Origin of the sequence: Bacillus cereus group sp. MYBK108-1 (assembly GCF_051917185.1) — a bacterium.
GTDB classification, from domain to species: Bacteria; Bacillota; Bacilli; order Bacillales; family Bacillaceae_G; genus Bacillus_A; species Bacillus_A cereus.
The window spans coordinates 14,163-37,627 of sequence record NZ_JBQAHZ010000018.1; the positions used below are offsets into that span (position 1 = coordinate 14,163).

The following is a 23,465-nucleotide window of genomic DNA, read 5'->3' on the forward strand; positions in this document are numbered from 1 at the left end:
TGACACGGAGGTGGAAAAGAGTGTATGCCCAAATTAGGGAAAGGCAATATGTATTGAAACATTATTTGCCTTAATGTCGTATTCGACTCATTATATTATAAACGTTTTCAATTAAGGAAATATTAAATTTAACCATATATATGAATATTTTACCTGTTTCCTTCATATTTCTCTATTTTCCTTCCATTTTCGCAAAAAAACAAAATAAAAAAATATAAAAACGAAAAAAAGAACTAAGGCATTAGCCTTAGTTCTTTCAAATTATCTCAAAGCACGCTTTGGTAATCTGTCGATATTCTCTAACATAATACCTGTACCAACCGCAACGCAGTGCATTGGGTTTTCAGCAATTAATACTGGTACTTTTAGTTCTTCTGCTAGAAGCATGTCGATACCGTGTAGTAAAGCTCCACCGCCTGTTAGAATAACACCGCGGTCGATGATATCTGCAGATAGTTCTGGTGGTGTGCGCTCTAATACGCCTTTTGCAGCTTGTACAATAACAGCTGCATTTTCTTTTAATGCTTCTGTAATTTCTTCAGAGCATACTGTAATTGTACGTGGTAAGCCTGTTACCATGTCACGTCCGCGAATTTCAAGCTCTTCGCTACGTGCACCTGGGAATACTGTACCAACTTTAATTTTAATATCTTCTGAAGTACGTTCTCCGATTAATAGCTTATACTTACGTTTAATATAGTTTAAGATCTCCATATCAAACTTATCGCCAGCCATTTTGATAGAGGAAGAGGTAACAATATCACCCATAGATAGTACAGCGATATCTGTTGTACCTCCACCAATATCAACAACCATGTTACCGCTTGGTTGGAAGATTTCCATACCAGCACCAACTGCGGCTACTTTTGGTTCTTCTTCTAAAAATACTGTTTTACCACCTGAACGTTCAGCAGCTTCACGAATTGCTTTTTGTTCTACTGATGTAATATTTGTTGGACAACAAATTAAAATACGAGGTTTTGAAAAGAAGCTCTTTACGTCCAATTTGTTAATGAAATACTTTAACATTGCTTCTGTAATTTCGAAGTCTGCGATTACACCATCTTTAAGTGGACGAATTGCTACAATATTACCCGGTGTACGTCCCACCATACTTCTCGCTTCTTCACCTACTGCTAATACTTTACCACTATTACGATCAATTGCCACAACAGATGGCTCATTTAATACAATACCCTTACCTTTAACATGAATTAATACGTTAGCCGTACCTAGGTCAATTCCGATATCTCGCGCAAACATTCCCGTTTTTTCCTCCTCGATATTCAAAATCAGGTTACACCCGAATTCTTTTCACCTAATTTCTGATTTTATCATAAATTTAACAGAAACGTAATATTCGCAAAAAGAATTCTTCTGAAAAATATTACCGAATGTGAACGGAATGTTTGCTACTGTAACATTATTGACGTACAGGCTTCTCTACATCTTCTTTTCTATACTTTTGCTTTGTTGCTTCTCCACCTCTTAAATGACGAATAGACTTATGATAATCAAGAATTTCTTTCACTTCATTTGCGAGCTCTGGATTAATTTCTGGTAGACGTTCTGTTAAATCTTTATGGACTGTACTCTTTGATACCCCAAATTCCTTTGCAATGACACGCACTGTCTTTCTTGTCTCCACGATATACTTACCAATCTTGATAGTTCTCTCTTTGATGTAATCGTGCACACCACTCGCCTCCCTAATTTGGATGTGAGAAGGGTGAAATGAGCCTCGCTGCATACGACTAAGAAGTAAGTGTGAGTGCTGTTTGTAAGCGTTAAACATTCTTGGATTTATAATGAAATGATTCACGATTTCTCACCTCAAACACTCTCTTTGCTTTGGTTTATACCATTGTATTGCCCGCACTACTGATATATGCTACATGTTCACTATTTTTGCGGACTAAGTTAAGAAAAATTACGTTTTTTTGTGAGAAATACGTTAACAGTAACTATTTTGGCGAAAAAAAATGACACCTTATATATAAGGCGTCATTCTTCTCTTTCAAACTCTTCTTCTAATAATTGATGGTGGGGAACCTCTTTCTTACCGGCAATATAATAATATAAAGTGAATAAAACAAACAATAAAATAATAGCAGTCGACAGAACAAATAAAAATGACACAGTATCCCCTCCCTTTTGTAATATATATTCGAGAATCTCGTCATTTTTCCTTGTTTTTGCAACTTTTTTCTCGAAATTGAGTATTTTTATATAGAAATAAAAAAATCAGCTCTCCTAGTGGGAACTGATTTTTTCACTTTCTTATTCTTGTGAAGAAGAATCGTTAGATGATTCTGTAGAACCATTTGTTGATTTTTCTTCTTTCTTCGGTTCTTCTTTTTTGTCACTAGTTGAACCGCTTGTTGATTTCTCTTCTTTTTGAGACTTGTCTTCTGTTTTACTTTCAGGTTTCGTGCTCGTTGACTTCTCTTCTTTTTGAGATTTGTCATCAGCTTTTTTACCAGAAGCATTCGTAGCCTTTGCAGCACCTGCATCAGCTTTAATTTCTGTTACTGATTTATTTAAGTAACGTTCAGGGTTCACAGCCACATTGTCTTTACGTACTTCAAAGTGAACGTGAGAGCCTGCCTCTTTATTCATTGCACTTAGACCGGATGTTCCTAATACTTCACCTTGTGCAACTCTTGCACCTTTTTCTACTTTCACACTGCCTAAGCTTTGATAAGATACCGCTACACCATTTCCACTATCAACTGTTACAACATAACCAAGAAGTGAATCTTTTTCAGCTTTCGTTACTGTACCACTTAAAGCAGCAGCAACATTGAATTCTTTTCCATTCTTCGCAGCAATGTCAATTCCTTTGTTCGGGGAATATGTGTTGTTATAAAAGACAAGTGCTTTTTCTTGTTCCGCCTCAGTTGCTGCATCTTCATAGAATTTCTTCTGTACGACTACTTCCGCATTCGCGGCAGCTGGCATTTTCACTACTTCTGAAGATTTCGTTACTGGTACTGCTGGATCTTCCGATTGTGTATACGGTGTTGCTTGATCGTGGTTTGGAGTCTTCTTCGGATTAGCTCCTTGGAACCATAGCGCAACCATTAAGATTACCGCTGCACAAGCAATGTATAGTGCCGGAAACACCCATCTTTTTTGAAATAAATGTACTACCTTTTGCGACTTTTTATTATTTCTTCCTCGCATTCCATCATCACCTCAGCAATCATTTTGAACAATATTCACGTATCCTATACAACGTATAACTAATTACTTTTCGACAAAATCTGTAAAAATATGTATAAGAACTGTAAAATTTCCGAGGAAATGATAGAAAAAAGAAAAAACTGAGCACTTTTAGCTCAGTTTTTAGTCTAATTGTTTCTTTTTGTACACAATAATACAAAGAATGATAAGGCATATAGTCCAAATTGTATTGTTTAAAATATGTTCTTGAATTGCAATAAATCCTTCTCCCTTTATAACTTTTTGCAATGCTTCCATAACATGATTTGTCGGAAGAAGCTTAACTACTTTTATAATAAACTCATTCTTAACCATTTCTTGTAGCATCGGCCCCATTATGAATATTATAAAAATCGGAAGCCCCAATATAGATGTTTGTGCTATATTTTGGGATAGTAAGCCAACTATAGTACCTAAAACGACACATAACAATGTTCCTATTAAAATAATAATAACTAGCATACTAATATTTCCTTTAAAAGTATCTAAAATCACTAAACTAATAAAACTAGATGCTAGTACAAAAAATACAGTTAATACACTTTTACCTAAAATAACTTCTATTGGACTTGCTGGAGACAACATCAATACTCGTAACGTGTGTTTTTCCTTCTCCTCTGCAATAATAATTGCTTGCACATAACTTCCCACCATGGTAATCGTCATTACAATAATAAAACCTGCAAAGAACTCTTTTATAGAATCCATATTACTATAAAATACAGCAAGTAGAATAGGTAATAGCGCCATTAATATAACTTGTGAGTTTTTACCTGCATCATTTATTTCTTTTCTTACAATAGCCGAAAACCGTTTCATTGAAAATGTCATTATAATCCCCTCCCAGTAACTTCAATAAAGATATCGCCTAGCGTTGGTTCGTGTGAATGAATAGATAACAGTTCGCCCTTTTTCATCCATTCTGAAATACGATTTGCGCCTAATTCATCTTTTTGCACTACTTCTTTTCGTTTACCTTTTAATACGACCTCTATTTGATCCTTAGCGTATTGTAAGCGCAGGTTCTCTGGCGTATCGAGTGCTACAATTTCTCCGCCACAAAGGAAGGCAATACGGTTACAAAGCGTTTCTGCTTCATCCATGTTGTGAGTCGTTAAGAAAATCGTCGTTCCTTCTTCATTTAAGTCTTTTAAGATTTTATGAATGTTTTGTACGTTTACTGGATCAAGTGCAGATGTTGGTTCATCTAAGAAGAGGATATCTGGTTTATGAAGGATTGCTCTCGCTAGTGTGACGCGTTGCTTCATTCCCTTTGATAGTTTCTTTACTGGTGTTTTTTTATCATCTAATAAATTTACTTGTGTTAGTACTTCATCGATTCGTTCTTTTTTGCAATCGTATAAGTCACAAAATAATAGTAAGTTATCATAAATGCTAAGTCTTTCATATAAGCCGCTGTTATCTGTTAAAATACCAATTCGTTTGTAATCGATGCTACTTGGTCCTGTAATATCTTTCCCTAATACTCTTACCGTTCCAACACTATGAAGCAATTGAGAAGTTAAAATTTTTACTGTTGTCGTCTTACCAGATCCACTCGGTCCGAGGAATCCGAATATCTCTCCTTGCTTCACCTCAATATTTACATTTCGAAGTGCCGTTTTTCCACTGAAACTTTTCATTACATCTTTCATTTCAATTGCCAATGTCATTTCTTCATCCCCTTTGTTTTTCTTCTTTATAGATGAAAGTCGCTTTAGCGCTTTTCGTTCGTTTGTTTCGCTTTTCTTGACTCAATCATATGAAAAACAAAGGGTAGGCGCATTAAAATACCGGTAAAAGGAGTATTTTTACCGGTGAATGAATCGCATGTTGAGCTTATTGGAACACTTTTTATAGCCCAATCACACCTTTTAATTCATCCATGCGTCCTTTTGAAAGCGGAATTGAACTTTTTCTTTCGTCATCCAAAATTAAACTGAAACTGTTACGAGTCCATGTAATCACTTCTCGTACTCTTTGTAAATTTACAAGGTACGAGCGATGACATCTAAAGAAACCAAAACCTGTTAACCTTGCTTCTAGTTCACTTAATGTTAATGCACATACGAAATCGCCTTCACGAACGTGAATATGCGTTACTCCGTTTTGCGTTTCAATGAAATGGATTTCCATCGGATCAAGTAAAATGATTTTATCGTTCACTTTCGCAGGTATTCTTTCTAACTTCATTTGCGGAATCATTTGAATGACTTTTTCTTCACCGACTTCTTCCACTTCCTCTTGCTCAATTTCTATCTTTTTCACACCATCGTTGTTTAATATGTATACATCTTCCGTTAACGAAAGGGCATCCGATAGAAAAGATGACGTAATAAAAATCGCCTTTCCTTGCTCTTTCATTTTCATAATTGCTTTTCGAATAATAATCGTACTCTCTATATCTACATTTTGCTCTGGCTCTTCCAAAATGACTAAATCCGGATTATGAATCATCATTCGTCCAATATGAAGACGGCGTTTCTCTGAAAATGACAATTTTTCTATTTTAACGTTTAGTTTATCTAGGAGACCAACAGACTGCACAACTTCTTCTATACTTATCTTTGATTCATAAAGCCCTATTAAAAACTTAAAGTATTCTTTCACCTTCAAACGATCATATGCCTCATCTTTCAAAAAACAAAAACCGATGCGGGAATAATTTTTCTTTCCAATTGCTTCTCCTTCAAACAGTACATTGCCAGTCGAAGCTTCTTCTTCACCAATAATAATGCGGTGTAACACTTTAGCTGTATGATTATTGCATTGCAAAACAATACATTGTCCTTTCTCAACCTTTAGCTCAATTGCCGGTAACTGGTTCGCCTTCCCTAATTGTTTCAACTCTAGTAACGCCATTTCATTTCCCCCAAATGCCTTTTTATCCTATTATATCAAACAGTTAATGGAAAATTATGATATTTTAAACAAAAAAATAGATGCCAGAGTTCTGACACCTATTTCTTCACCATCAATTTTCCTTCATAATCATTCATCGTCTTTATTTCAACGCCTTTATAGTAATGAGCGACGATATCTGTATATTTCCTTCCTTCCGCTGCCATGCCGTTCGCCCCATATTGACTCATACCAACGCCGTGACCGAAGCCTTTCGTCGTAACGATGATTTTATCTCCTTGTTGTTTCCACGTAAAATCAGAAGAACGTAAATCTAACTTTTCACGAACTTCTTTTCCTGTTAATGTTTTTCCTTGAAAAGCTACATCCTTTACGCGCTTTCCTTCCGTAAGGTCTTTAATATTTCCAACCTTCCCGTCTGCTAGCACTTTCACACCGAGACGTTTTTGAAAATCAGCTACTGTAAATGTTTGCTCGCTCGTAAACTTTGGAGAGGCTTGATCCCACGGACTATCTACACTTTTCAAGTACGGATAATCATTTCCCCAATAGTCAGCTGCATTTTCTGTTCGGCCATTACTCGTTGAAAAGAAGGATGCTGAAATTGGTTTTCCATCATACGTTAAAACTTGTCCTGCTGTTTTCGAAACGGCTTCTTCGATTTTCTTCAAATTATTTTCGTAGTTATTACCCCATTGCTTCTTCAATTCATCTTTGCTTTTGTACACTTGATCTTTCACCGTATCTGTCACGTCCGCATTATTTTTCTTTCCTCCGCTTAGCATACGTTGTACTACAAATGTTCTCGCTGCTAATGCCTGCGCCTTTAGTGCCTCTATTTCAAAACTGGCATTCATCTCAGAAGCTACTACACCTGTCACATACTCCTCCACTGGTAATGTTTCTACCTTCTTCTGTTTTTCGCGATATACAGCAACTTGAACAGCTGTATCTACTTTTCCTGGAGCTGGTATGCTGTCTATCGCTGGAGGAGTGTTAGAGGCCGTTTCTTCCCCTACTTTTGCTTTCGCAAATGGAATAACAAGGGCTGCAGGTACAATGATAACGAGCGCTATTAAGAGCGCTACTGTAATAAAAAGTGGCTTTGAAAATTTCATCCTATTTTCCCCCAATATAAAAGCTTTACTCCATTCATTCTTATGGAACAACTCTTTCTTTTAGAACATACTTAAGGGGAAGAGTATAAAACAGAAATTTTCTAAATATTTTTACTGGTACGTGCATAAGTATAGAATTTATTGACTATAACAGTAATAACCAAAAAAAATAGCCCCTATGTCAAAAGACATAGAGACTATTTTAATTAAGCGTGAAGATCAGAAACTTCTTGTTCTTTCACTTCTTCTACTTTTTCGTTTACACGTTCAATAGTTGCACCTAATGCAGCTAATTTCTTATGGAAGTTTACATAGCCACGGTCAAGATGTTTTAACTCAGTTACACGAGTATAACCTTCTGATACTAAACCAGCTAAGATTAATGCAGCTGCAGCACGTAAGTCAGTTGCTGCTACTTCAGCACCTTGTAAGCTGTTTGGACCGTTCATAATAACAGAACGACCTTCAATTTTAATATCAGCATTCATACGACGGAATTCTTCAACGTGCATAAAGCGGTTTTCGAATACCGTTTCTGTAATCATGCTTGTTCCATCAGCTTGTAGTAATAATGCCATCATTTGTGATTGCATGTCTGTTGGGAAACCTGGGTGAGGCATAGTTTTAATATCAACCGCTTTTAACTTATCTGGGCCGATAACACGTACACCTTCGTTTTCCTCAATAATTTTAACACCCATTTCTTCCATTTTCGCTGTAATTGAGCGTAAATGTTCAGGTACAGCATTTTCAATTAAGATGTCTCCACCAGTAATTGCTGCTGCAACCATGAATGTTCCCGCTTCAATACGGTCAGGAATAATAGAGTGGTTTGCACCATATAATTTATCAACGCCTTCGATACGAATCGTTCCAGTTCCAGCTCCGCGTACTTTCGCTCCCATCGCATTTAAGAAGTTAGCTAAGTCAACGATTTCTGGTTCTTTCGCTGCGTTTTCAAGAATTGTTGTCCCTTTTGCTAATGTAGCTGCAGACATAATGTTTTCTGTCGCGCCTACGCTTGGGAAGTCTAAGTAGATTTTAGCTCCTTTTAGTTCTCCCTCAACATATGCCTCAACAAAACCGTTACCAACCTGTACTTTTGCTCCCATTGCTTCGAAGCCTTTTAAATGTTGGTCAATTGGACGTGAACCAATTGCACATCCACCAGGAAGTGCAATACGAGCACGACCGTTACGTGCTAATAATGGTCCCATTACTTGAACAGATGCACGCATTTTACGTACATATTCAAATGGTGCTTCAATGTTTAGTTCTTTAGAAGAATCGATTGTTACTTGATTATTTTCAAATACGACTTCAGCATTTAAATGACGTAATACCTCATTAATTGTGTATACATCAGACAAAACTGGTACTTCAGATAGTACATTCTTTCCATCACTCGCTAATAGGGCTGCAGCGATTATAGGTAATACAGCATTTTTTGCGCCCTCAACACGCACTGTGCCGTTTAACCGCTTTCCGCCACGGACGATGATCTTTTCCAAATTATTCCCCTCCGTGTCCTTTTTTCAGTATCTATTCACTCAATACTCAGAAGTTATGATCGGTGTGCCAACCACAATTGTATCTTTGTTGTCTGTAGAACGTATTGCTATTTGCACATTTATTTTCTCTCTATTTGTTGAAAGAGCGTCATCCCACTTTTTATTGTATGCGGAGACTGACACAAATGCTCTTTCTTCTACTTGTTCGATCGCTCTTGCTGAAAGATCTTTCAAAACCTGATTGGTTTTATTTTGCAAAACACCTTCAATCTTATCATTCAGTACACCTTGAACACAAGTGTAAATTATAGGTTTTTCACTAAAAATTTTATTCATGTTTTGAACATACTTCGGGTCCCATTTCGCCCCACTTACTTCAAAGATAATGAAAGTGTTTTCTTTAGTATTTTCTTTACTCCAAGTTACTACTACTCGTTCTTCATAAGAAGAAAGCTTTTTATAGGATGTAGCTTTATATCCATCTGGAGATTGCTCTACTTCCCACTTTTGAATATTTGCCTTTTCCTTCACATCGTTTAACAACTTTTGAAACGTATGTATGTTAGAAATTGTTTTTGTTTCTCTCGCTAACCATGACCATTTTTCTACTTTAGCATCATTTTTCTCTAAAGCCTTGATCATGCTCTCCATTTTCTGTTCATCGCTTATCGGTTTCATCTCTCTATATCCAACCAAAAATAAAACAACACTAAGTGCAACAATAAGAATGGCTTTAAGCTTCAATTTCATCCCCTCCTATCCCCATTGTTAACGGAGATTTGAGGTTCTATACACTTACTTTACTAAATACGTTAAACTCTTCGAATAGCCTAAATAATCAAGGAAAAAGTTACTTACAGATGTCCCAATTGCAATTGTAATTAAGATGAGTAATACTCGCGTCTGCAGCACTTTTCCGGACTTCATTAAACGCTCAATGTGAATGCCTTGTAAGGCCCACCACGTAATGGTAATAAACAATAAATGCGAAACAATGGCAATCAGTGCTTGTTGCCCTAAAAGTTGTGCCAAAAAATCGACCCCTTTTTACTCAGCTACTACTTATGAAAGAATATAAAAACGATACCATAATAAGTAGGAGCTACACTTTTTCAAATGCACATAGACATCTTACATTTTACATCGTGATTTTCTTTCCAAAAACGTATATCTACATTACAAGTTAACACAAAATAAAAAGCGCAGAGTACTGACTCCACACCTTTTATTTTCACTATTGTACCACGTTCCCTAAGAAGAAGAAATCTTTCATTAATGGAAAATATTCATAAAAGAAATTGTACCCAATCATCGGCATAATCCCTAGTATTACAATCGAAATTGCACAAAGACTCATAACAACCTTTATATTTAACGGTAACCGTATTCTCTCTTCTGTCTCTCCGGTGCGGAAAAACATTTGTTGTAAAATACGGAAATAATATACGAATGAAACAACTGTCGTACCCATCATAATCGAAGCTAGTACGTAATGTGCTGGCTCTACATGAAGTGCGCCTAAAAAGATATTAATCTTTCCAATGAAGCCAGCCGTTCCTGGTATCCCAGCCAACGATAAAATAAAAATTGTCATCATTATCGCTGTAAATGGCGACCTTTTATATAAACCTGTGAAAATTGTTATATTTTCCTCATTATTTTGTAAGATTAAGCCGTGGATGATAGCAAATGCCCCTATATTCATAAGCATGTATGCCAGCATATAAAACCACATGCTATCCATCGTAAATGGTGATAATGCCACAAGTGGAACGAGTAAATATCCTGCATGAGCAATGCCCGAATAAGCAAATAAACGCTTTATATTGTATTGTTTTAATGCGACTACATTCCCAACAATCATCGTAATACTTGCTAGCACTGCAATATATATACTCATATGCCCATATAAAGATTGCATATCTCCTTGTATTAATACACTTGCAAAGATCATAAGGAACAAACGAATAATGAGTAGGAACCCAGCAATTTTAGAAATCGTTCCAAGAAAAGCAGTAACAGGTGTAGTCGCTCCTTCATACACATCAGGTGCCCACATATGAAACGGCACTGTGGCAATTTTAAATGAGAGACCAACTAGCAATAAAAGAAATGCGAGAGCTAACAATAACTGAATACCACTAGCGAGCTCCCCAGTGAGTACCTTTTGCATATCTACAATGTTAGTTGAACCTGTAATACCGTATAAATAACTCATTCCGAAGAGCGTAATCGCCGTTCCAATTCCTCCGCTAATGACATATTTCATTGCCGCTTCATTTGATGCACGGCTCTTTTTTCGTATTCCTACTAAAATATAAGAAGAAAGTGAAAGTAACTCCAAACCAACGAAAAGGGTAATAAAATCAACACTAGAAACCATGAACATCGCACCAAGAAGCGCCATTAAAAATAAATAATAATATTCGCCCTTATCCTCGATTGGATTCTTCTTATCATCGCTCATCGCGGTGCATAAAATGAGAGCTGAGGCACCTAATAGCAACGTTTTAAACCCTTTTGAAAATCCATCTAACACAAACGATCCATTTAAAATATCTCCTGCCGGTTCGCTATATAGAGTAATTAATGACACGATTGCTAATACGATGGCAGCAATCGCACCAAGAGCTACATATCTATGGTTCAGCTTAAAAAACAAATCACATATGGAAAGGAGGATGGCGGCGCCGAGAATAATAAATTCTGGCACCATTAGATGCCACGATAAGCTAAGTAACGTATTCATATCCATCCTACTTCACCCCCAATGTTTTCAATGTATTTTGAAGCGGATCCCCTAGTATCTCTGGCATAACTCCAATTGCAATAATACAAAAGATAAGTAGTAAAACAGGGACATACTCCCATCCGTGTATATCAGATTTTGCTTCCCACTCTTTCTTTCCAAATGTCACTTGAAGTGTCGCCCTTAATACATACACAGCGGTTAAAATGATGCCAATCACACCGACTGCAGCAATGACGGGCTCTCCTTGAAATAAACCGAGAAAGGCAAGAAATTCACTAACAAACCCAGACATCCCTGGTAATCCGAGCGATGCCATTCCTCCTGCTAAGAAGAAGCCGCTAAGTACTGGGACACTTTTTGCGAGTCCACCAAGCGCTGTAATGTCTGATGTTCCGAAACGTTGTTCTATAACACCGAGTAAGAAAAACAGCAAGGCTGCAATTAAACCGTGCGATACAACCTGGAATAACGCTCCTTGTGTACCAGGTGCATTAAGTGACGCAAGTCCCATTAACACAATTCCCATATGCGAAATACTAGAGTAAGCCAGTACTTTCCTAAAGTCTGTTTGGATGAGCGCTAAAAAGGCACCGTATAATAAATTAATTACGCCTAATATCGCAATTAGTGTTGCAACATCGTGAAAATATTCCGGGAATAGCCCTTTTCCGAAGCGAATAATACCGTACGCTCCAATCTTCAGCAAAACACCCGCATGAAGCATAACTACAGCTGGATGCGCTTCTATGTGTACATTGACCATCCAGCGGTGCAACGGAAAAACAGGTAGTTTAATTGCAAAAGCAATCATTATGGCAATAAATACACTAAGCTGCAAACTACTTGGGATGACGAGTGCTCCCTCTGCGTTTACGCTTCTTAATATCTCTTTCAGCTCCACAATATTTGTTGTACCTGTTTTCGCGAACAAAATTGAGAAAACAATGAGCAAAATAGCTGAGCCAATACCGTTATATATTAAATAACTATACGCAGCCTTTTCACTCGACAATTTTCCCCACTTTCCAATTAATAAGAACATTGGTGGCAACGTAATTTCAAAGAAGATAAAAAACAACATTAAGTTTTGAGCAGCAAAGACGCCGAGCATTCCTATTTCTAGCATGAGTAACAGCATATAAAATGCTTTTAAATTTCTTTTAATAGAAAAGGCTGCAATTGCTGCAAGCGTTGCTAGAAGAGCCGTCAGTACCATCATGACAAGCGACAAACCATCAATACCGAGCTCGTAATAAATAGAAAACCACCTTTTATCTACCGCTGTAAAATCGCCGAACTTAATCCACTTCATCTTTTCATCGAATAGTGACAAATTCTTTCCAGAAGCATATGTACAAGCGAGGACGATAGCGATTCCAAATGGAAGTGCCGTCCCAAATAAGCCAAGCGCTCGCACTGTACGCAATTCCTTTTTCGGTGTTAATACAAGCAATAAAATTCCTAAAAGCGGGGAAAAAATGAAGAACGTTAACAACAAATCATTCATCGTAAATCCCCTCCCGTATAGAGCAAAATAATGACGAGTACAGCGAGCGAAACCGCCGTTACAGTACCGTACACTTGTACATTCCCGTTTTGAAGTTTCGATCCAAGGTTACTTGTGCCTTTCACTACACTTGCAATTAAAACTGCAATTCCTTCGACTACATACACTTCAAATAAGCGAAGCACATGAGCGATTCCTTTCGTAATAGGGATCACCGTCATGTTGTATAGTTCATCCACATAATATTTTTCTTTCAAAAGATTATAAAGCGATGTTTCCGTACCCCCAGCCCAATTCCTAGAAATTGATTTCTTCCTATATATGAAATATGCAAGAGCGATTCCCGCAAATGAAACGAGTGTCGCAACAATCATAATCCAAACTGGTCCATGCGTTTCTTCAACCTTAAACCCTACATCTTTCGTCAACCAATCTCCGAGAAACGTCCCAAACCATGGTGTATTTATATATCCTGCCACTACTGCGAGAACGCCGAGAACAATCATTGGATACGTCATAACGCGAGGCGATTCATGCACTTCTTCCTTCGTCTTCGTTTCTCCAGTAAAGACAAGAAAGTAAAGGCGGAACATATAAAACGCTGTTAAAAACGCCGCAATTACCGCTAAAGTAAATAAAACGTAATTGCCATTCATCCACGTCGCCGCTAAAATTTCATCTTTGCTGAAAAAACCGGAAAGCAGCGGAACACCGCTAATGGCAAGGGTACCTATTAAAAATAGCGTACCAGTTACTTTCATCTTCTTCTGTAAACCGCCCATTTTATTAATGTTTTGCGTATGCACAGCATGAATTACACTTCCTGCCGCCAAAAATAGTAGTGCTTTAAAAAAAGCATGTGTCGTTAAATGAAATATACCAGCTACATAACCGGCAGAACCTAACGCGAGCATCATATACCCGAGCTGGCTAACTGTAGAATAAGCAAGCACCCTCTTTATATCTGTTTGCACAAGACCGATAGAGGCCGCAAAGATTGCAGTGAAAGCTCCAACGATTGCCACTGTCTGCATCGCCACTGTACTTGCTGAAAATAGAGGGAACATCGTCGCTACTAAATATACGCCAGCTGCGACCATCGTCGCCGCGTGAATAAGTGCCGAAACGGGTGTTGGCCCCTCCATTGCATCTGGCAACCACGTATGAAGCGGGAACTGACCTGATTTCCCCATCGCCCCGATAAAAATTAATATCGCTGTTATTGTAATCATGTAAGGAGGTAGATCCCCTGTATAAATCGCCCTAAATATTGCGTCATATTCAAAACTACCTGCGTACCAAAAAATTAAAATCATCCCGATAAATAAACCAACATCCCCAATACGGGTCATAATAAAAGCCTTTTTTGCAGCAGCCTTCGCTTCTTCTTTAAAGAAATAAAAACCGATAAGTAAAAATGAGCCAAGGCCAACTAATTCCCAAAATATATAAAGTTGTAATAAATTCGTTGATATAACAAGCCCTAACATCGCAAATGTAAAGAGTCCTAAATATGCGTAAAAGGTCGGTAATCGTTCATCACCTTTCATATAACCTTTCGAATACACATGTACAAGTAGACTCACAAGCGTCACGATAAATAACATTAAAGCTCCTAATGCAGTCACTTCAAAGCCGAATGATATATCCACATCTCCAGCTCTAAGCCACACCCACTTATGCTTCACGCTTGCTTCTGAAAACCTTTCTATTAACACAAGTACCGCAAGTATAAAGGAGAGAAAGACGAAAAAAATACTAAGTACGCTGCTTCCTTCTCTAATTTTCTTCCCGAATATAATAAGTAACAAAAACGAAACGAGTGGGAAAAGCGGTATGAGCCATGCATAATCGATCATTGTTTCCTTCCCCCTTTTTCGGTCACAATGCTATCCTTTGAGCGTATCCATTTCATCCACCTGAACTGTCGTACGATTACGATATAAAGCAATTAAAATAGCGAGTCCTACCGCCGCTTCCGCTGCCGCTACAGCCATCGTAAACAGTGAGAAAATTTGACCTGTTAAATTCGGAAATAAGCCTAATTTACTAAACGCCACTAAGTTTAAATTGGCAGCATTCAGCATTAATTCGATACAAACTAATACGATTACTGTATTCCGCTTTGTTAAAGCTCCAAATAGACCGATGCAAAACAAAATAATCGCAAGTGTTAAATATGCAGAAGCTGGAACGCTACTCATTGGAATCCTCCTCTTTCTCGTCCTTTTTCGCAAGTATAATTGCGCCAACGAGTGCTACAAGTAAAATAACTGAAGTTAGTTCAAATGGAATAATATATTTTGAATAGAGAAGCGTACCGATTTGAAGTGTGTTGTTTTCATGGAGAGGTAAACTTCCTTGTGTGCTTTCATTTGCAAAATCAACATTATTAACAGCGAAATACATAACCGCTCCAAATGCTACAACTGCAAAGAAGATAATCCATTTTCGAAGAGTAAGACGCGATTCATTTTCCGCGTTATGTTTCGTTAACATAATGCCGAAAATCATAATAATTGTGATTGCACCGGAGTAAAGTAAAATTTGTGCAACGCCTATAAATTCGGCTGACAAAAGAAAATACAAACCTGCAATGCTGAGAAATGTCAGAACGAGAGCTAGCATCATGTGCATAACTTTCGTTAAGTTCAACATAAGAACACCGCCGATAATTGCAGACAAGGATAGTATAAAGAATGCTACAAACTCGCCATTCATGCCTTATTCTCCTTCCTGACGTTTTCGTCGTTTTCGTCAAGCCACTGCAAATTTTTAAATAAGTCATCACGTGAATATTCCGCGAGTTCAAAGTTATTTGTCATGACAATTGCCTCTGTCGGACAAACTTCTGTACATAAATCACAAAGAATACAAATTTCAAAATTAATATCATACGTGTCGATAATTTTTCCTTTTTTCGTAGGATCCGGATGTTTCTTTCCTGTTAACTGAATACAGTCTGTCGGACAAATGTTAGAGCACTGATTACAAACAATACATTTCTCCGGATAAAATTTTTGAATCCCCCGAAAACGGTCTGGCAACGGCAACGGTTGATTTGGATAATCATACGTTACCTTCTTCTTGCTCAAATTACTTAATGTATATTTTAACCCTTTAAATAGTCCTTTCATCTCTTACTGGCACCCCCCTCATAGATTAGAAGAATAACTCCTTAATCAATGCCGTTAAGAAAATATTTGCAAGTGCAATCGGCAATAATACTTTCCATCCAAACTCCATTAACTGGTCACCTCTTATACGCGGGAACGTAACGCGGAACCAAATTAATAGAAAGACTACACTGCTAAATTTCAAAGCAAACCATACGGCACCTGGGATAAATCCAAGAAACATGACTGGATTCCATCCGCCTAAAAAGAGCACTGTAATTAACGATGCCATCCCGAAGAAATATACGTACTCTGAAAGCATGAAAAACGCCCAGCGAAAACCTGAGTATTCCGTATGATATCCAGAAACAAGTTCTGACTCCGCTTCCGGCAAATCGAATGGCGTCCTATTTAACTCTGCAACTGCTGCGATTAAGAAAACGACGAATCCAATTGGCTGTACGAAAATGTACCAGACCTTCTCCTGCGCCGCTACAATCTCATTTAAATTCAGGCTACCAGCTAGCAAAACGATACCAATTACACTCATTACGAGCGGAATCTCATAAGAAATCATTTGCGCCGCCGCACGCATCCCTCCTAAAAGGGAATATTTATTATTCGATGCCCATCCCCCAGTTACAACACCTATCGTCGTAATACCGGAAACAGCAATATAATAAAGTAGCCCGACTCCAATATCTGCAAATTGAAATTTATCAGTGAACGGGATAACCGCAAGCACCATAAATGCTGGTGCAAATGCAATGACAGGCGCTAATATAAACAGCGGTTTATCTGCTGCTTTCGGAATACTATCTTCTTTCAATAATAGTTTTAAAACATCAGCTACCGTTTGCAGTAAACCGAATCGGCCTCCAACCTGGTTTGGTCCAATCCGCCCTTGCATAAACCCCATCACTTTCCGTTCTGCCAAAATTCCATATGTAACGAAGCCAAGGACTGCAAATAGTAGAAGTACCGCTAATCCGAAAAAAATGAAGAAATTCGTCCAGCTTGAAGGTGATTGTAAGAGCGCCTCAATCATTAGCCATCAACCTCCCCAAGTACAATATCAACTCCACCTAAAATCGTAATTAAATTAGCGATGTTTTCACCTTTCAATAACTTCGGTAAAATTTGCAAGTTATAAAAAGATGGCCTACGAAACTTCAAACGGTACGGCTCTTTCTTTCCGTCACTTGAGATATAACAACCAATCTCTCCGCGCGGCGATTCGATACGTACAAATGCTTCTCCCTTAGGTGCCTTAATAATTTTCGGTACTTTTGCCAGCACAGCTCCATCTTTCGGGAACTGCTGAACCGCTTGCTCAACAATCTTTAAAGACTCCTCGATTTCTTGCATTCGGCAAACGTAGCGATCCCAAGCATCTCCCACGCTTCCAACAGGAATATCAAAATCAAAACGATCATAAATCGAATACGGCTCATCTTTGCGAAGATCCCAGTTTACTCCAGTGCACCGCAAATTTGCTCCGCTTAAGGAATACGAGATCGCTTCTTCCGCGCTATATATACCAACGCCTTTCACACGATTTAAGAAAATCTCATTACCGCTAACAAGATCATGATAACCTGCTAATTGCTCCCTCATATACGGAACAAACTCTTCCACCTTTTCAATCCAACCATCTGGCGCATCCCACTTCACACCACCAACTCTCATATAGTTAAAAGTAAGCCGTGCCCCGCATAATTCATTTAATAAATTTATAATCATCTCTCGTTCACGAAACGCGTACAAAAACGGGCTGACCGCTCCTATATCAAGAAGATTCGTCCCCCACCAAACGAGATGGCTCGCAATTCTTCCTAGCTCCATCGCAAGTACTCGCAAGTATTCGGCACGCTCTGGAATTTCAAGCCCCATCATCGTCTCTACAGCATGGCAAATGACGTAATTATTCGTCATGGCTGATAAATAGTCCATTCGATCTGTATAAGGGATAATTTGCGTATACTGTAAGCTCTCAGCGATCTTTTCGGTCCCGCGATGCAAATATCCAATAACAGGTGTAGCTTCTTTAATAATTTCCCCGTCAATCTTAATTACGAGCCTGAACACACCATGTGTACTCGGATGCTGAGGTCCTACATTCAAAAGCATCTCTTCCGTGCGGATCATAGCTACACCTCCACATCATACGGTTCATAGTCTTTTCTAAGCGGATATCCTACCCAATCATCTGGCATTAAAATACGCGTTAAATTCGGATGCCCTTTAAATACAATACCGAGCAAATCGTATGCTTCTCTCTCCGGCCAGTCAGCCCCTTTCCAAAGCGCTGTCACAGACTCGACTTGCGGCGCTTCCCGGTCTAGCTTTACCTTCACCGCTACCGATTGTTTCTTGCCATATGAAAACAAATGAACATACACTTCCATATGTGTCACAAAATCTGTCGCATGTAGCTCTGACATATAATCAAAAGCAAGTCCCTCATGGAATCGCAATGACTCCATCACTTCATAATACTTTTCGGGATCCACCACAAGAGTTGGCACATCCTTTGACAGTTTATTAATGTAGGAATCTACTAATGCACCCTCTCCTAACTTCTCCCTAATAGCCTCAACATACTGATTTAAATACGGCTGATTTACGGACGGTTCTTCCTGCTTCGGCTCATCCTCTTTCTTACCTTCAGCTCCCTTTGTCTTCGCTCTTGCAGCCGCTGCTGCTTTCGCTTTTGCCGCTGCAATTGCCTTTGCCTTTTCATCTCCCGAATCCCCATCACCTTGCGAGGCTTTCTGCTTCGCCAATGCTGCCGCTTTCGCCTTTGCCGCCGCCACCGCTTTTGCCTTGGCTTTCGCTTTTTCTTCTTCCGTTACTTCTTCGGTTCCTTCTCTTTTCTGCTTCGCTAATGCTGCCGCTTTTGCTTTTGCGGCTGCTGCTGCCTTCGCCTTGGCTTTCGCTTTTTCTTCTTCCGTTACTTCTTCTGTCCCTTCTCTTTTCTGCTTCGCTAATGCCGCCGCTTTTGCTTTTGCGGCTGCTGCTGCCTTCGCCTTCGCTTTTTCTTCTTCCGTTACTTCTTCGGTTCCTTCTCTTTTCTGTTTCGCTAACGCCGCCGCTTTTGCCTTTGCAGCTGCTGCTGCCTTCGCCTTCGCTTTCGCTTTTGCTTCTTCCGTTACTTCTTCGGTTCCTTCTCTTTTCTGTTTCGCTAACGCCGCCGCTTTTGCCTTTGCAGCTGCTGCTGCCTTCGCCTTCGCTTTCGCTTTTTCTTCTTCCGTTACTTCTTCTGTCCCTTCTCTTTTCTGCTTCGCTAACGCTGCCGCTTTTGCTTTTGCGGCTGCTGCTGCACGTCGTTTTGCTTCTTCTATAGTAATATCATCATTTTTTGGTAGCGCTTTCTCTTTTTCTTGATCTTCCTCCTCAAGTTCACTTATTTCCGCCTCGTGTTTCGCTACAAGGCGTTTTCTCGCTTCTTCTTTCGCACGCCTAGCTGCTTCTTTTTTCAGATCCTCTAAATCTTTATTTGGATTACTCATTTATTCGTCACCTGCTTTCCGGTCTTTGCCTCGTAACGAATTTTCTCTTTTAATTTATTAATTCCATAGATTAAAGCAGCTGGATTTGGGGGACAACCAGGAATATACACATCAACTGGTACGATTTGGTCTACACCTTTCACAACAGCATATGAATTTACATACGGACCACCTGCTGTCGCACAAGATCCCATCGCAATAACCCATTTCGGTTCGGGCATTTGATCATATAAACGCCGAACAATAGGAGCCATCTTCTTCGTTACTGTTCCCGATACAATCATGACGTCCGATTGCCTTGGTGAAGTTCGAAAAAATGACCCAAATCGATCTAAATCGTAATGTGATGAGCCTACCCCCATCATTTCAATTGCACAGCATGCCAGTCCGAATGTCATCGGCCATAAAGAGTTGCTCCTCGCCCATCCTTTCAACTGTTCCAATGTAGAAAAAAAGATATTTCGTTCTAATTCTGCTCGCTCATTTGGATGTAATTCCTCAAAATTTATAACCATTGTAACACCTTCTTTTTCCAAGCATACGCTAATCCAACTAGCAACATTACAACAAAGATGAGCATTTCAATTAATGCAAATAAACCTAGCTTGTCATACGCAACAGCCCAAGGATATAAAAATAAAGTTTCTACATCAAAGATCACAAACAATAAAGCGAAAATATAATAACGAGCATGAAACCGAATATTTGCATCATGAAAAGGCTCAATTCCACTCTCATACGTCGTCGCCTTTGCTGCACTTGGTTTATTTGGGCGCAGCATCCTTCCTAATGTAAGAGCCACTACCGGCAGCAATATACCTAATAGCAAGAAAATCAAAACGATCATATAACTATTTTCATATACACTTGCCATTGTGAAACCCTCCCCCCTAAATTAAGAACAAGTTCACATAGTAAACAATATGTCCTAGTTGCAGTAATTATTATTTTTAAATTTTTCTAAATAATGCAACTATTCTAATCATTATAGCAAACTTCAAATTCCTATGTCGATATGTTGGGAGACAGAAACAAGAATTATTAAAATCTACCTTTACAACTTGCTATAATTGTGCAAAATAAATATAAAACTTATATATGCTTTTCAAGAAACCGTAGGTGATATAAATGAAAAAACAAACACATGTAAGTATTCTTATAAGCATTGTATTGCTGTCTATAACGCTTCACTATGTAGCAATGCCTTTTGTATATGAATACTCATTTCCTTTTCAGCTATTAATCGGAACGAGCACCCTATTAATTGATATTATCGCTTGTAGTTATATACTTTATTTTTCAAACATGAAAGAAGGGCTATCTCGTTTATTTTGGATCATATTATCTGTTGGAGCTCTCTCTTATTTTATCGGTGATATAGTCGTTGCCTATCAGCGTTTAATTGTAAAGGACTTCTATACGTTCGTTGATCCATCTGACTTTTTTTACTTACTTTTTTTAGTTAGCTTTACGTTTGCCTTTCTATACGAAATCATTTATAACCGAGATTTATTAGAAAAACTTTTTATGCTATGTGATATTTGTATTATCGTTACAGCCCAATTTACTTTAAGTTACTACTTACTTATTGAACGAACTATTCATATCTTTACAACATCCTATATCGACATATTTGTTCAACTTACCTATCCAATGGCTGATTTACTCTTTCTCTTAATAGGAATCAACCTTTTATTCAAACCACTATCCTTATTACCTAAAAAGGTCGGTGCACTTCTTGGCAGTGCTTTAATTTTATATGCTACTACAGATGCGATTTATGCTTATATAAAATACTTCATACCAGAGTATTCTATGTTTACAGTTACGCCTTTCTATCAAGTAACCTTAGTACTAGTAGCAATCGCCTGTATTCTCCATACAAAAAAGCCTGAAAAACAAGAACAAGTACTACTAACACCTAAAATTGGCGAATCAATCCGATTATCATTACCGTATATTTCTGTAGTAATGCTTATTGTTTTTATATTAGTTGAATACGTTTTTGCGCCTATTATAGTAATCGGACTTATAATAACTTTTTCTTTCGTTCTCATACGTCATAGTTTAGTTCGAAAACAAAATAAAATATTATTGATCGCTCAAATGCAATTCAACTCAGAACTCGAGAAACAAATTAAACTACGTACAGAAGATTTAGTAGAACAGAAAAATGAACTCTATCATAATCAACAAATGTTTAAATCTTTATACGAGCATCATCCAGATCCAATTTTCACATTAGATTTGTACGGTAATTTTCTCAAAGTAAATAACGCTGGTACTACTTTACTCGGTTATCAAACGAATGAATTATTAAACCAGCCTTACTATTCACTCATATACGAAGAAGATTTAGAAGAAATGATTAACGCCTTTCATCGCGTGAAAAAGGGATATTCGATTTCTTTAGAAATACGGGCTTACCATAAAAACAGAGATATTTACTACTTGCACGTTACCGCCGTACCGATCTTTTTAAAGGAGAAAATTTCTGGGGTTTATTTAATGATTAAAGATATTACGGAAAGCAAACAACAACAAGAACAAATCAACTTCCTAGCATACCATGATACTTTAACAGAGCTTGCAAATCGTCGTGCATTTCATCAACATTTAGAACAGGCAATTGCACGAGCAAAAATATCGAAAAAGCCTTTTGCTGTTATGTTTCTCGACCTAGACCGTTTTAAAGTTATTAATGATACCCTCGGTCATCGAGTAGGAGACCTATTGCTCATCGCAGTAGCAAAAAGGCTCGAAAGAATAGCAACATCAAATATGAAACTCGCGCGGCTAGCTGGGGATGAGTTCACAATCCTTATCGAGAATTACAAAAAAAAGCCAGATGTCCAAAAAATAGCTGATAGGATTGTAGCGGCCATGAATGAGCCATTTGAAATCGAAAATCAACATTTACAAATCTCACCGAGCATCGGAATTGCAATATATCCTGAAGCAGGTGAAGATGCGCTATCCATTTTGCAGCATGCTGATATGGCCATGTACGAAGCAAAGAATAAAGGAAAAAACGGTAGCTCTCTTTACACGAAAGAACTATATAAAAAAATGGAACGAAAAGCTCGAATTGAAAAAGATTTGCCAATCGCTTTAGTAAACAAAGAATTTTATCTCGTTTATCAACCACAAATTGATACGACAACAAATAAAATTATCGGTGCTGAAGCTTTAATACGATGGAAACACCCGCTATTAGGTGACATTTCACCATGTGAGTTTATTCCAATTGTAGAAGAGACGCCACAAGTAGTCCCACTTGGACATTGGGTATTACAAGAAGCTTGTCTCCAATTAAAAATATGGCATACCTTTGGCTACCAAAATTTAAAAATAAGTGTTAATTTATCCGCAAAAGAATTCCGGCAAGATCAATTAATCGAAAACATTTCACAAATATTAAACGACGTGCAAGTCGACCCAAAATATGTAACCCTTGAGTTAACAGAAAGAATTGCAATGATTGACGAGAAAGAAACGTTATTGAGACTGAAGCAATTAAAAGAGTACGGTATCCAAACTTCCATTGATGACTTCGGTACTGGGTATTCTTCTCTTGCTTATTTATCAATTTTTCCAATCGACACATTAAAAGTACCGAGAGAATTTACACAATTAGCTGATCATCGTCCTGAAGAACGAGCCATCGTTTCTACAATACTTTCCCTCGCAAATACTTTAAATCTTTCAGTCGTTGCCGAAGGAATTGAAACCGAAAAACAGCTTAAGTTTCTGCAAAAACATAACTGTAAATATATGCAAGGTTACTATTTCAGTAAACCACTTACTAGTAATCAATTTATAAAATTTCTACAAAAAACCCCCAGTATGAACAAATAATTCA

Annotated in this window: 23 protein-coding genes; 1 reads left to right on the forward strand and 22 read right to left on the reverse strand. The window is 38.0% G+C overall.

Annotated elements, in window-relative coordinates:
• Positions 1-261: 261 nt before the first annotated feature.
• From ACTFSL_RS21170 to nuoA, 22 genes are all read right to left on the reverse strand, one after another.
• Positions 262-1,263 (reverse strand): rod shape-determining protein, encoded by a 1,002-nt coding sequence (locus tag ACTFSL_RS21170; RefSeq protein ID WP_000457978.1) that lies wholly within the window; start codon positions 1,261-1,263, stop codon positions 262-264.
• A gap of 160 nt (positions 1,264-1,423) precedes the next feature.
• The gene (gene spoIIID / locus ACTFSL_RS21175) at positions 1,424-1,696 is read right to left on the reverse strand and encodes a sporulation transcriptional regulator SpoIIID (RefSeq protein ID WP_000544012.1); all 273 of its coding nucleotides are present in this window, start codon (positions 1,694-1,696) and stop codon (positions 1,424-1,426) included.
• A gap of 308 nt (positions 1,697-2,004) precedes the next feature.
• The gene (locus ACTFSL_RS21180) at positions 2,005-2,139 is read right to left on the reverse strand and encodes a hypothetical protein (protein ID WP_000008901.1); all 135 of its coding nucleotides are present in this window, start codon (positions 2,137-2,139) and stop codon (positions 2,005-2,007) included.
• A gap of 141 nt (positions 2,140-2,280) precedes the next feature.
• Positions 2,281-3,186, reverse strand: coding sequence for a M23 family metallopeptidase (locus ACTFSL_RS21185; RefSeq protein WP_001214926.1), 906 nt, complete (start codon positions 3,184-3,186; stop codon positions 2,281-2,283).
• A 162-nt stretch (positions 3,187-3,348) separates the two neighbouring features.
• Positions 3,349-4,056, reverse strand: coding sequence for an ABC transporter permease (locus tag ACTFSL_RS21190; protein WP_440042356.1), 708 nt, complete (start codon positions 4,054-4,056; stop codon positions 3,349-3,351).
• On the reverse strand, positions 4,056-4,898 hold the full coding sequence (locus ACTFSL_RS21195; RefSeq protein ID WP_000170866.1) for an ABC transporter ATP-binding protein: 843 nt from the start codon (positions 4,896-4,898) through the stop codon (positions 4,056-4,058). Before ACTFSL_RS21195 ends, ACTFSL_RS21190 begins: the two co-directional genes overlap by 1 nt.
• Before the next feature lie 181 nt (positions 4,899-5,079).
• Entirely contained in the window at positions 5,080-6,087 is a 1,008-nt protein-coding gene (locus ACTFSL_RS21200) for a LytTR family transcriptional regulator DNA-binding domain-containing protein (protein WP_440042358.1), read from the reverse strand.
• A gap of 98 nt (positions 6,088-6,185) precedes the next feature.
• The gene (gene spoIID / locus ACTFSL_RS21205; RefSeq protein WP_440042359.1) at positions 6,186-7,205 is read right to left on the reverse strand and encodes a stage II sporulation protein D; all 1,020 of its coding nucleotides are present in this window, start codon (positions 7,203-7,205) and stop codon (positions 6,186-6,188) included.
• Between the two features lie 206 nt (positions 7,206-7,411).
• Entirely contained in the window at positions 7,412-8,716 is a 1,305-nt protein-coding gene (gene murA / locus ACTFSL_RS21210) for a UDP-N-acetylglucosamine 1-carboxyvinyltransferase (protein WP_000411274.1), read from the reverse strand.
• A 39-nt stretch (positions 8,717-8,755) separates the two neighbouring features.
• Positions 8,756-9,460: a YwmB family TATA-box binding protein gene (locus tag ACTFSL_RS21215; protein WP_000767916.1), complete on the reverse strand. Its 705-nt coding sequence runs from the start codon at positions 9,458-9,460 to the stop codon at positions 8,756-8,758.
• 51 nt (positions 9,461-9,511) lie between these two features.
• Entirely contained in the window at positions 9,512-9,748 is a 237-nt protein-coding gene (locus ACTFSL_RS21220) for a DUF1146 family protein (RefSeq protein ID WP_000057889.1), read from the reverse strand.
• A gap of 202 nt (positions 9,749-9,950) precedes the next feature.
• Positions 9,951-11,465: an NADH-quinone oxidoreductase subunit NuoN gene (gene nuoN / locus ACTFSL_RS21225; RefSeq protein WP_440042380.1), complete on the reverse strand. Its 1,515-nt coding sequence runs from the start codon at positions 11,463-11,465 to the stop codon at positions 9,951-9,953.
• 7 nt (positions 11,466-11,472) lie between these two features.
• The gene (locus ACTFSL_RS21230) at positions 11,473-12,975 is read right to left on the reverse strand and encodes an NADH-quinone oxidoreductase subunit M (RefSeq protein ID WP_000998925.1); all 1,503 of its coding nucleotides are present in this window, start codon (positions 12,973-12,975) and stop codon (positions 11,473-11,475) included.
• Positions 12,972-14,834 (reverse strand): NADH-quinone oxidoreductase subunit L, encoded by a 1,863-nt coding sequence (gene nuoL / locus ACTFSL_RS21235; RefSeq protein ID WP_000568229.1) that lies wholly within the window; start codon positions 14,832-14,834, stop codon positions 12,972-12,974. Before nuoL ends, ACTFSL_RS21230 begins: the two co-directional genes overlap by 4 nt.
• Positions 14,835-14,864: 30 nt before the next feature.
• The gene (nuoK, locus tag ACTFSL_RS21240) at positions 14,865-15,179 is read right to left on the reverse strand and encodes an NADH-quinone oxidoreductase subunit NuoK (protein ID WP_000100079.1); all 315 of its coding nucleotides are present in this window, start codon (positions 15,177-15,179) and stop codon (positions 14,865-14,867) included.
• Complete coding sequence (locus ACTFSL_RS21245) at positions 15,172-15,696, reverse strand: NADH-quinone oxidoreductase subunit J (RefSeq protein ID WP_001012812.1); 525 nt, start codon at positions 15,694-15,696, stop codon at positions 15,172-15,174. The genes nuoK and ACTFSL_RS21245 overlap by 8 nt, the downstream gene beginning before the upstream one ends.
• On the reverse strand, positions 15,693-16,112 hold the full coding sequence (nuoI, locus tag ACTFSL_RS21250) for an NADH-quinone oxidoreductase subunit NuoI (protein WP_000677191.1): 420 nt from the start codon (positions 16,110-16,112) through the stop codon (positions 15,693-15,695). The genes ACTFSL_RS21245 and nuoI overlap by 4 nt, the downstream gene beginning before the upstream one ends.
• 25 nt (positions 16,113-16,137) lie before the next feature.
• Complete coding sequence (gene nuoH, locus ACTFSL_RS21255) at positions 16,138-17,139, reverse strand: NADH-quinone oxidoreductase subunit NuoH (protein ID WP_000568570.1); 1,002 nt, start codon at positions 17,137-17,139, stop codon at positions 16,138-16,140.
• Positions 17,139-18,239: an NADH-quinone oxidoreductase subunit NuoD gene (nuoD, locus tag ACTFSL_RS21260; RefSeq protein ID WP_440042361.1), complete on the reverse strand. Its 1,101-nt coding sequence runs from the start codon at positions 18,237-18,239 to the stop codon at positions 17,139-17,141. The genes nuoH and nuoD overlap by 1 nt, the downstream gene beginning before the upstream one ends.
• A 2-nt stretch (positions 18,240-18,241) precedes the next feature.
• Positions 18,242-19,603: an NADH-quinone oxidoreductase subunit C gene (locus ACTFSL_RS21265; protein WP_440042362.1), complete on the reverse strand. Its 1,362-nt coding sequence runs from the start codon at positions 19,601-19,603 to the stop codon at positions 18,242-18,244.
• Positions 19,600-20,118, reverse strand: a complete 519-nt coding sequence (gene nuoB, locus ACTFSL_RS21270) for an NADH-quinone oxidoreductase subunit NuoB (RefSeq protein ID WP_000236331.1) — start codon at positions 20,116-20,118, stop codon at positions 19,600-19,602. The genes ACTFSL_RS21265 and nuoB overlap by 4 nt, the downstream gene beginning before the upstream one ends.
• Entirely contained in the window at positions 20,109-20,477 is a 369-nt protein-coding gene (nuoA, locus tag ACTFSL_RS21275) for an NADH-quinone oxidoreductase subunit NuoA (protein WP_000179273.1), read from the reverse strand. The genes nuoB and nuoA overlap by 10 nt, the downstream gene beginning before the upstream one ends.
• A gap of 254 nt (positions 20,478-20,731) precedes the next feature.
• On the opposite strand from nuoA, the gene ACTFSL_RS21280 reads away from it, so the two are divergent.
• Entirely contained in the window at positions 20,732-23,461 is a 2,730-nt protein-coding gene (locus ACTFSL_RS21280; protein WP_000745011.1) for an EAL domain-containing protein, read from the forward strand.
• Positions 23,462-23,465: the final 4 nt, after the last annotated feature.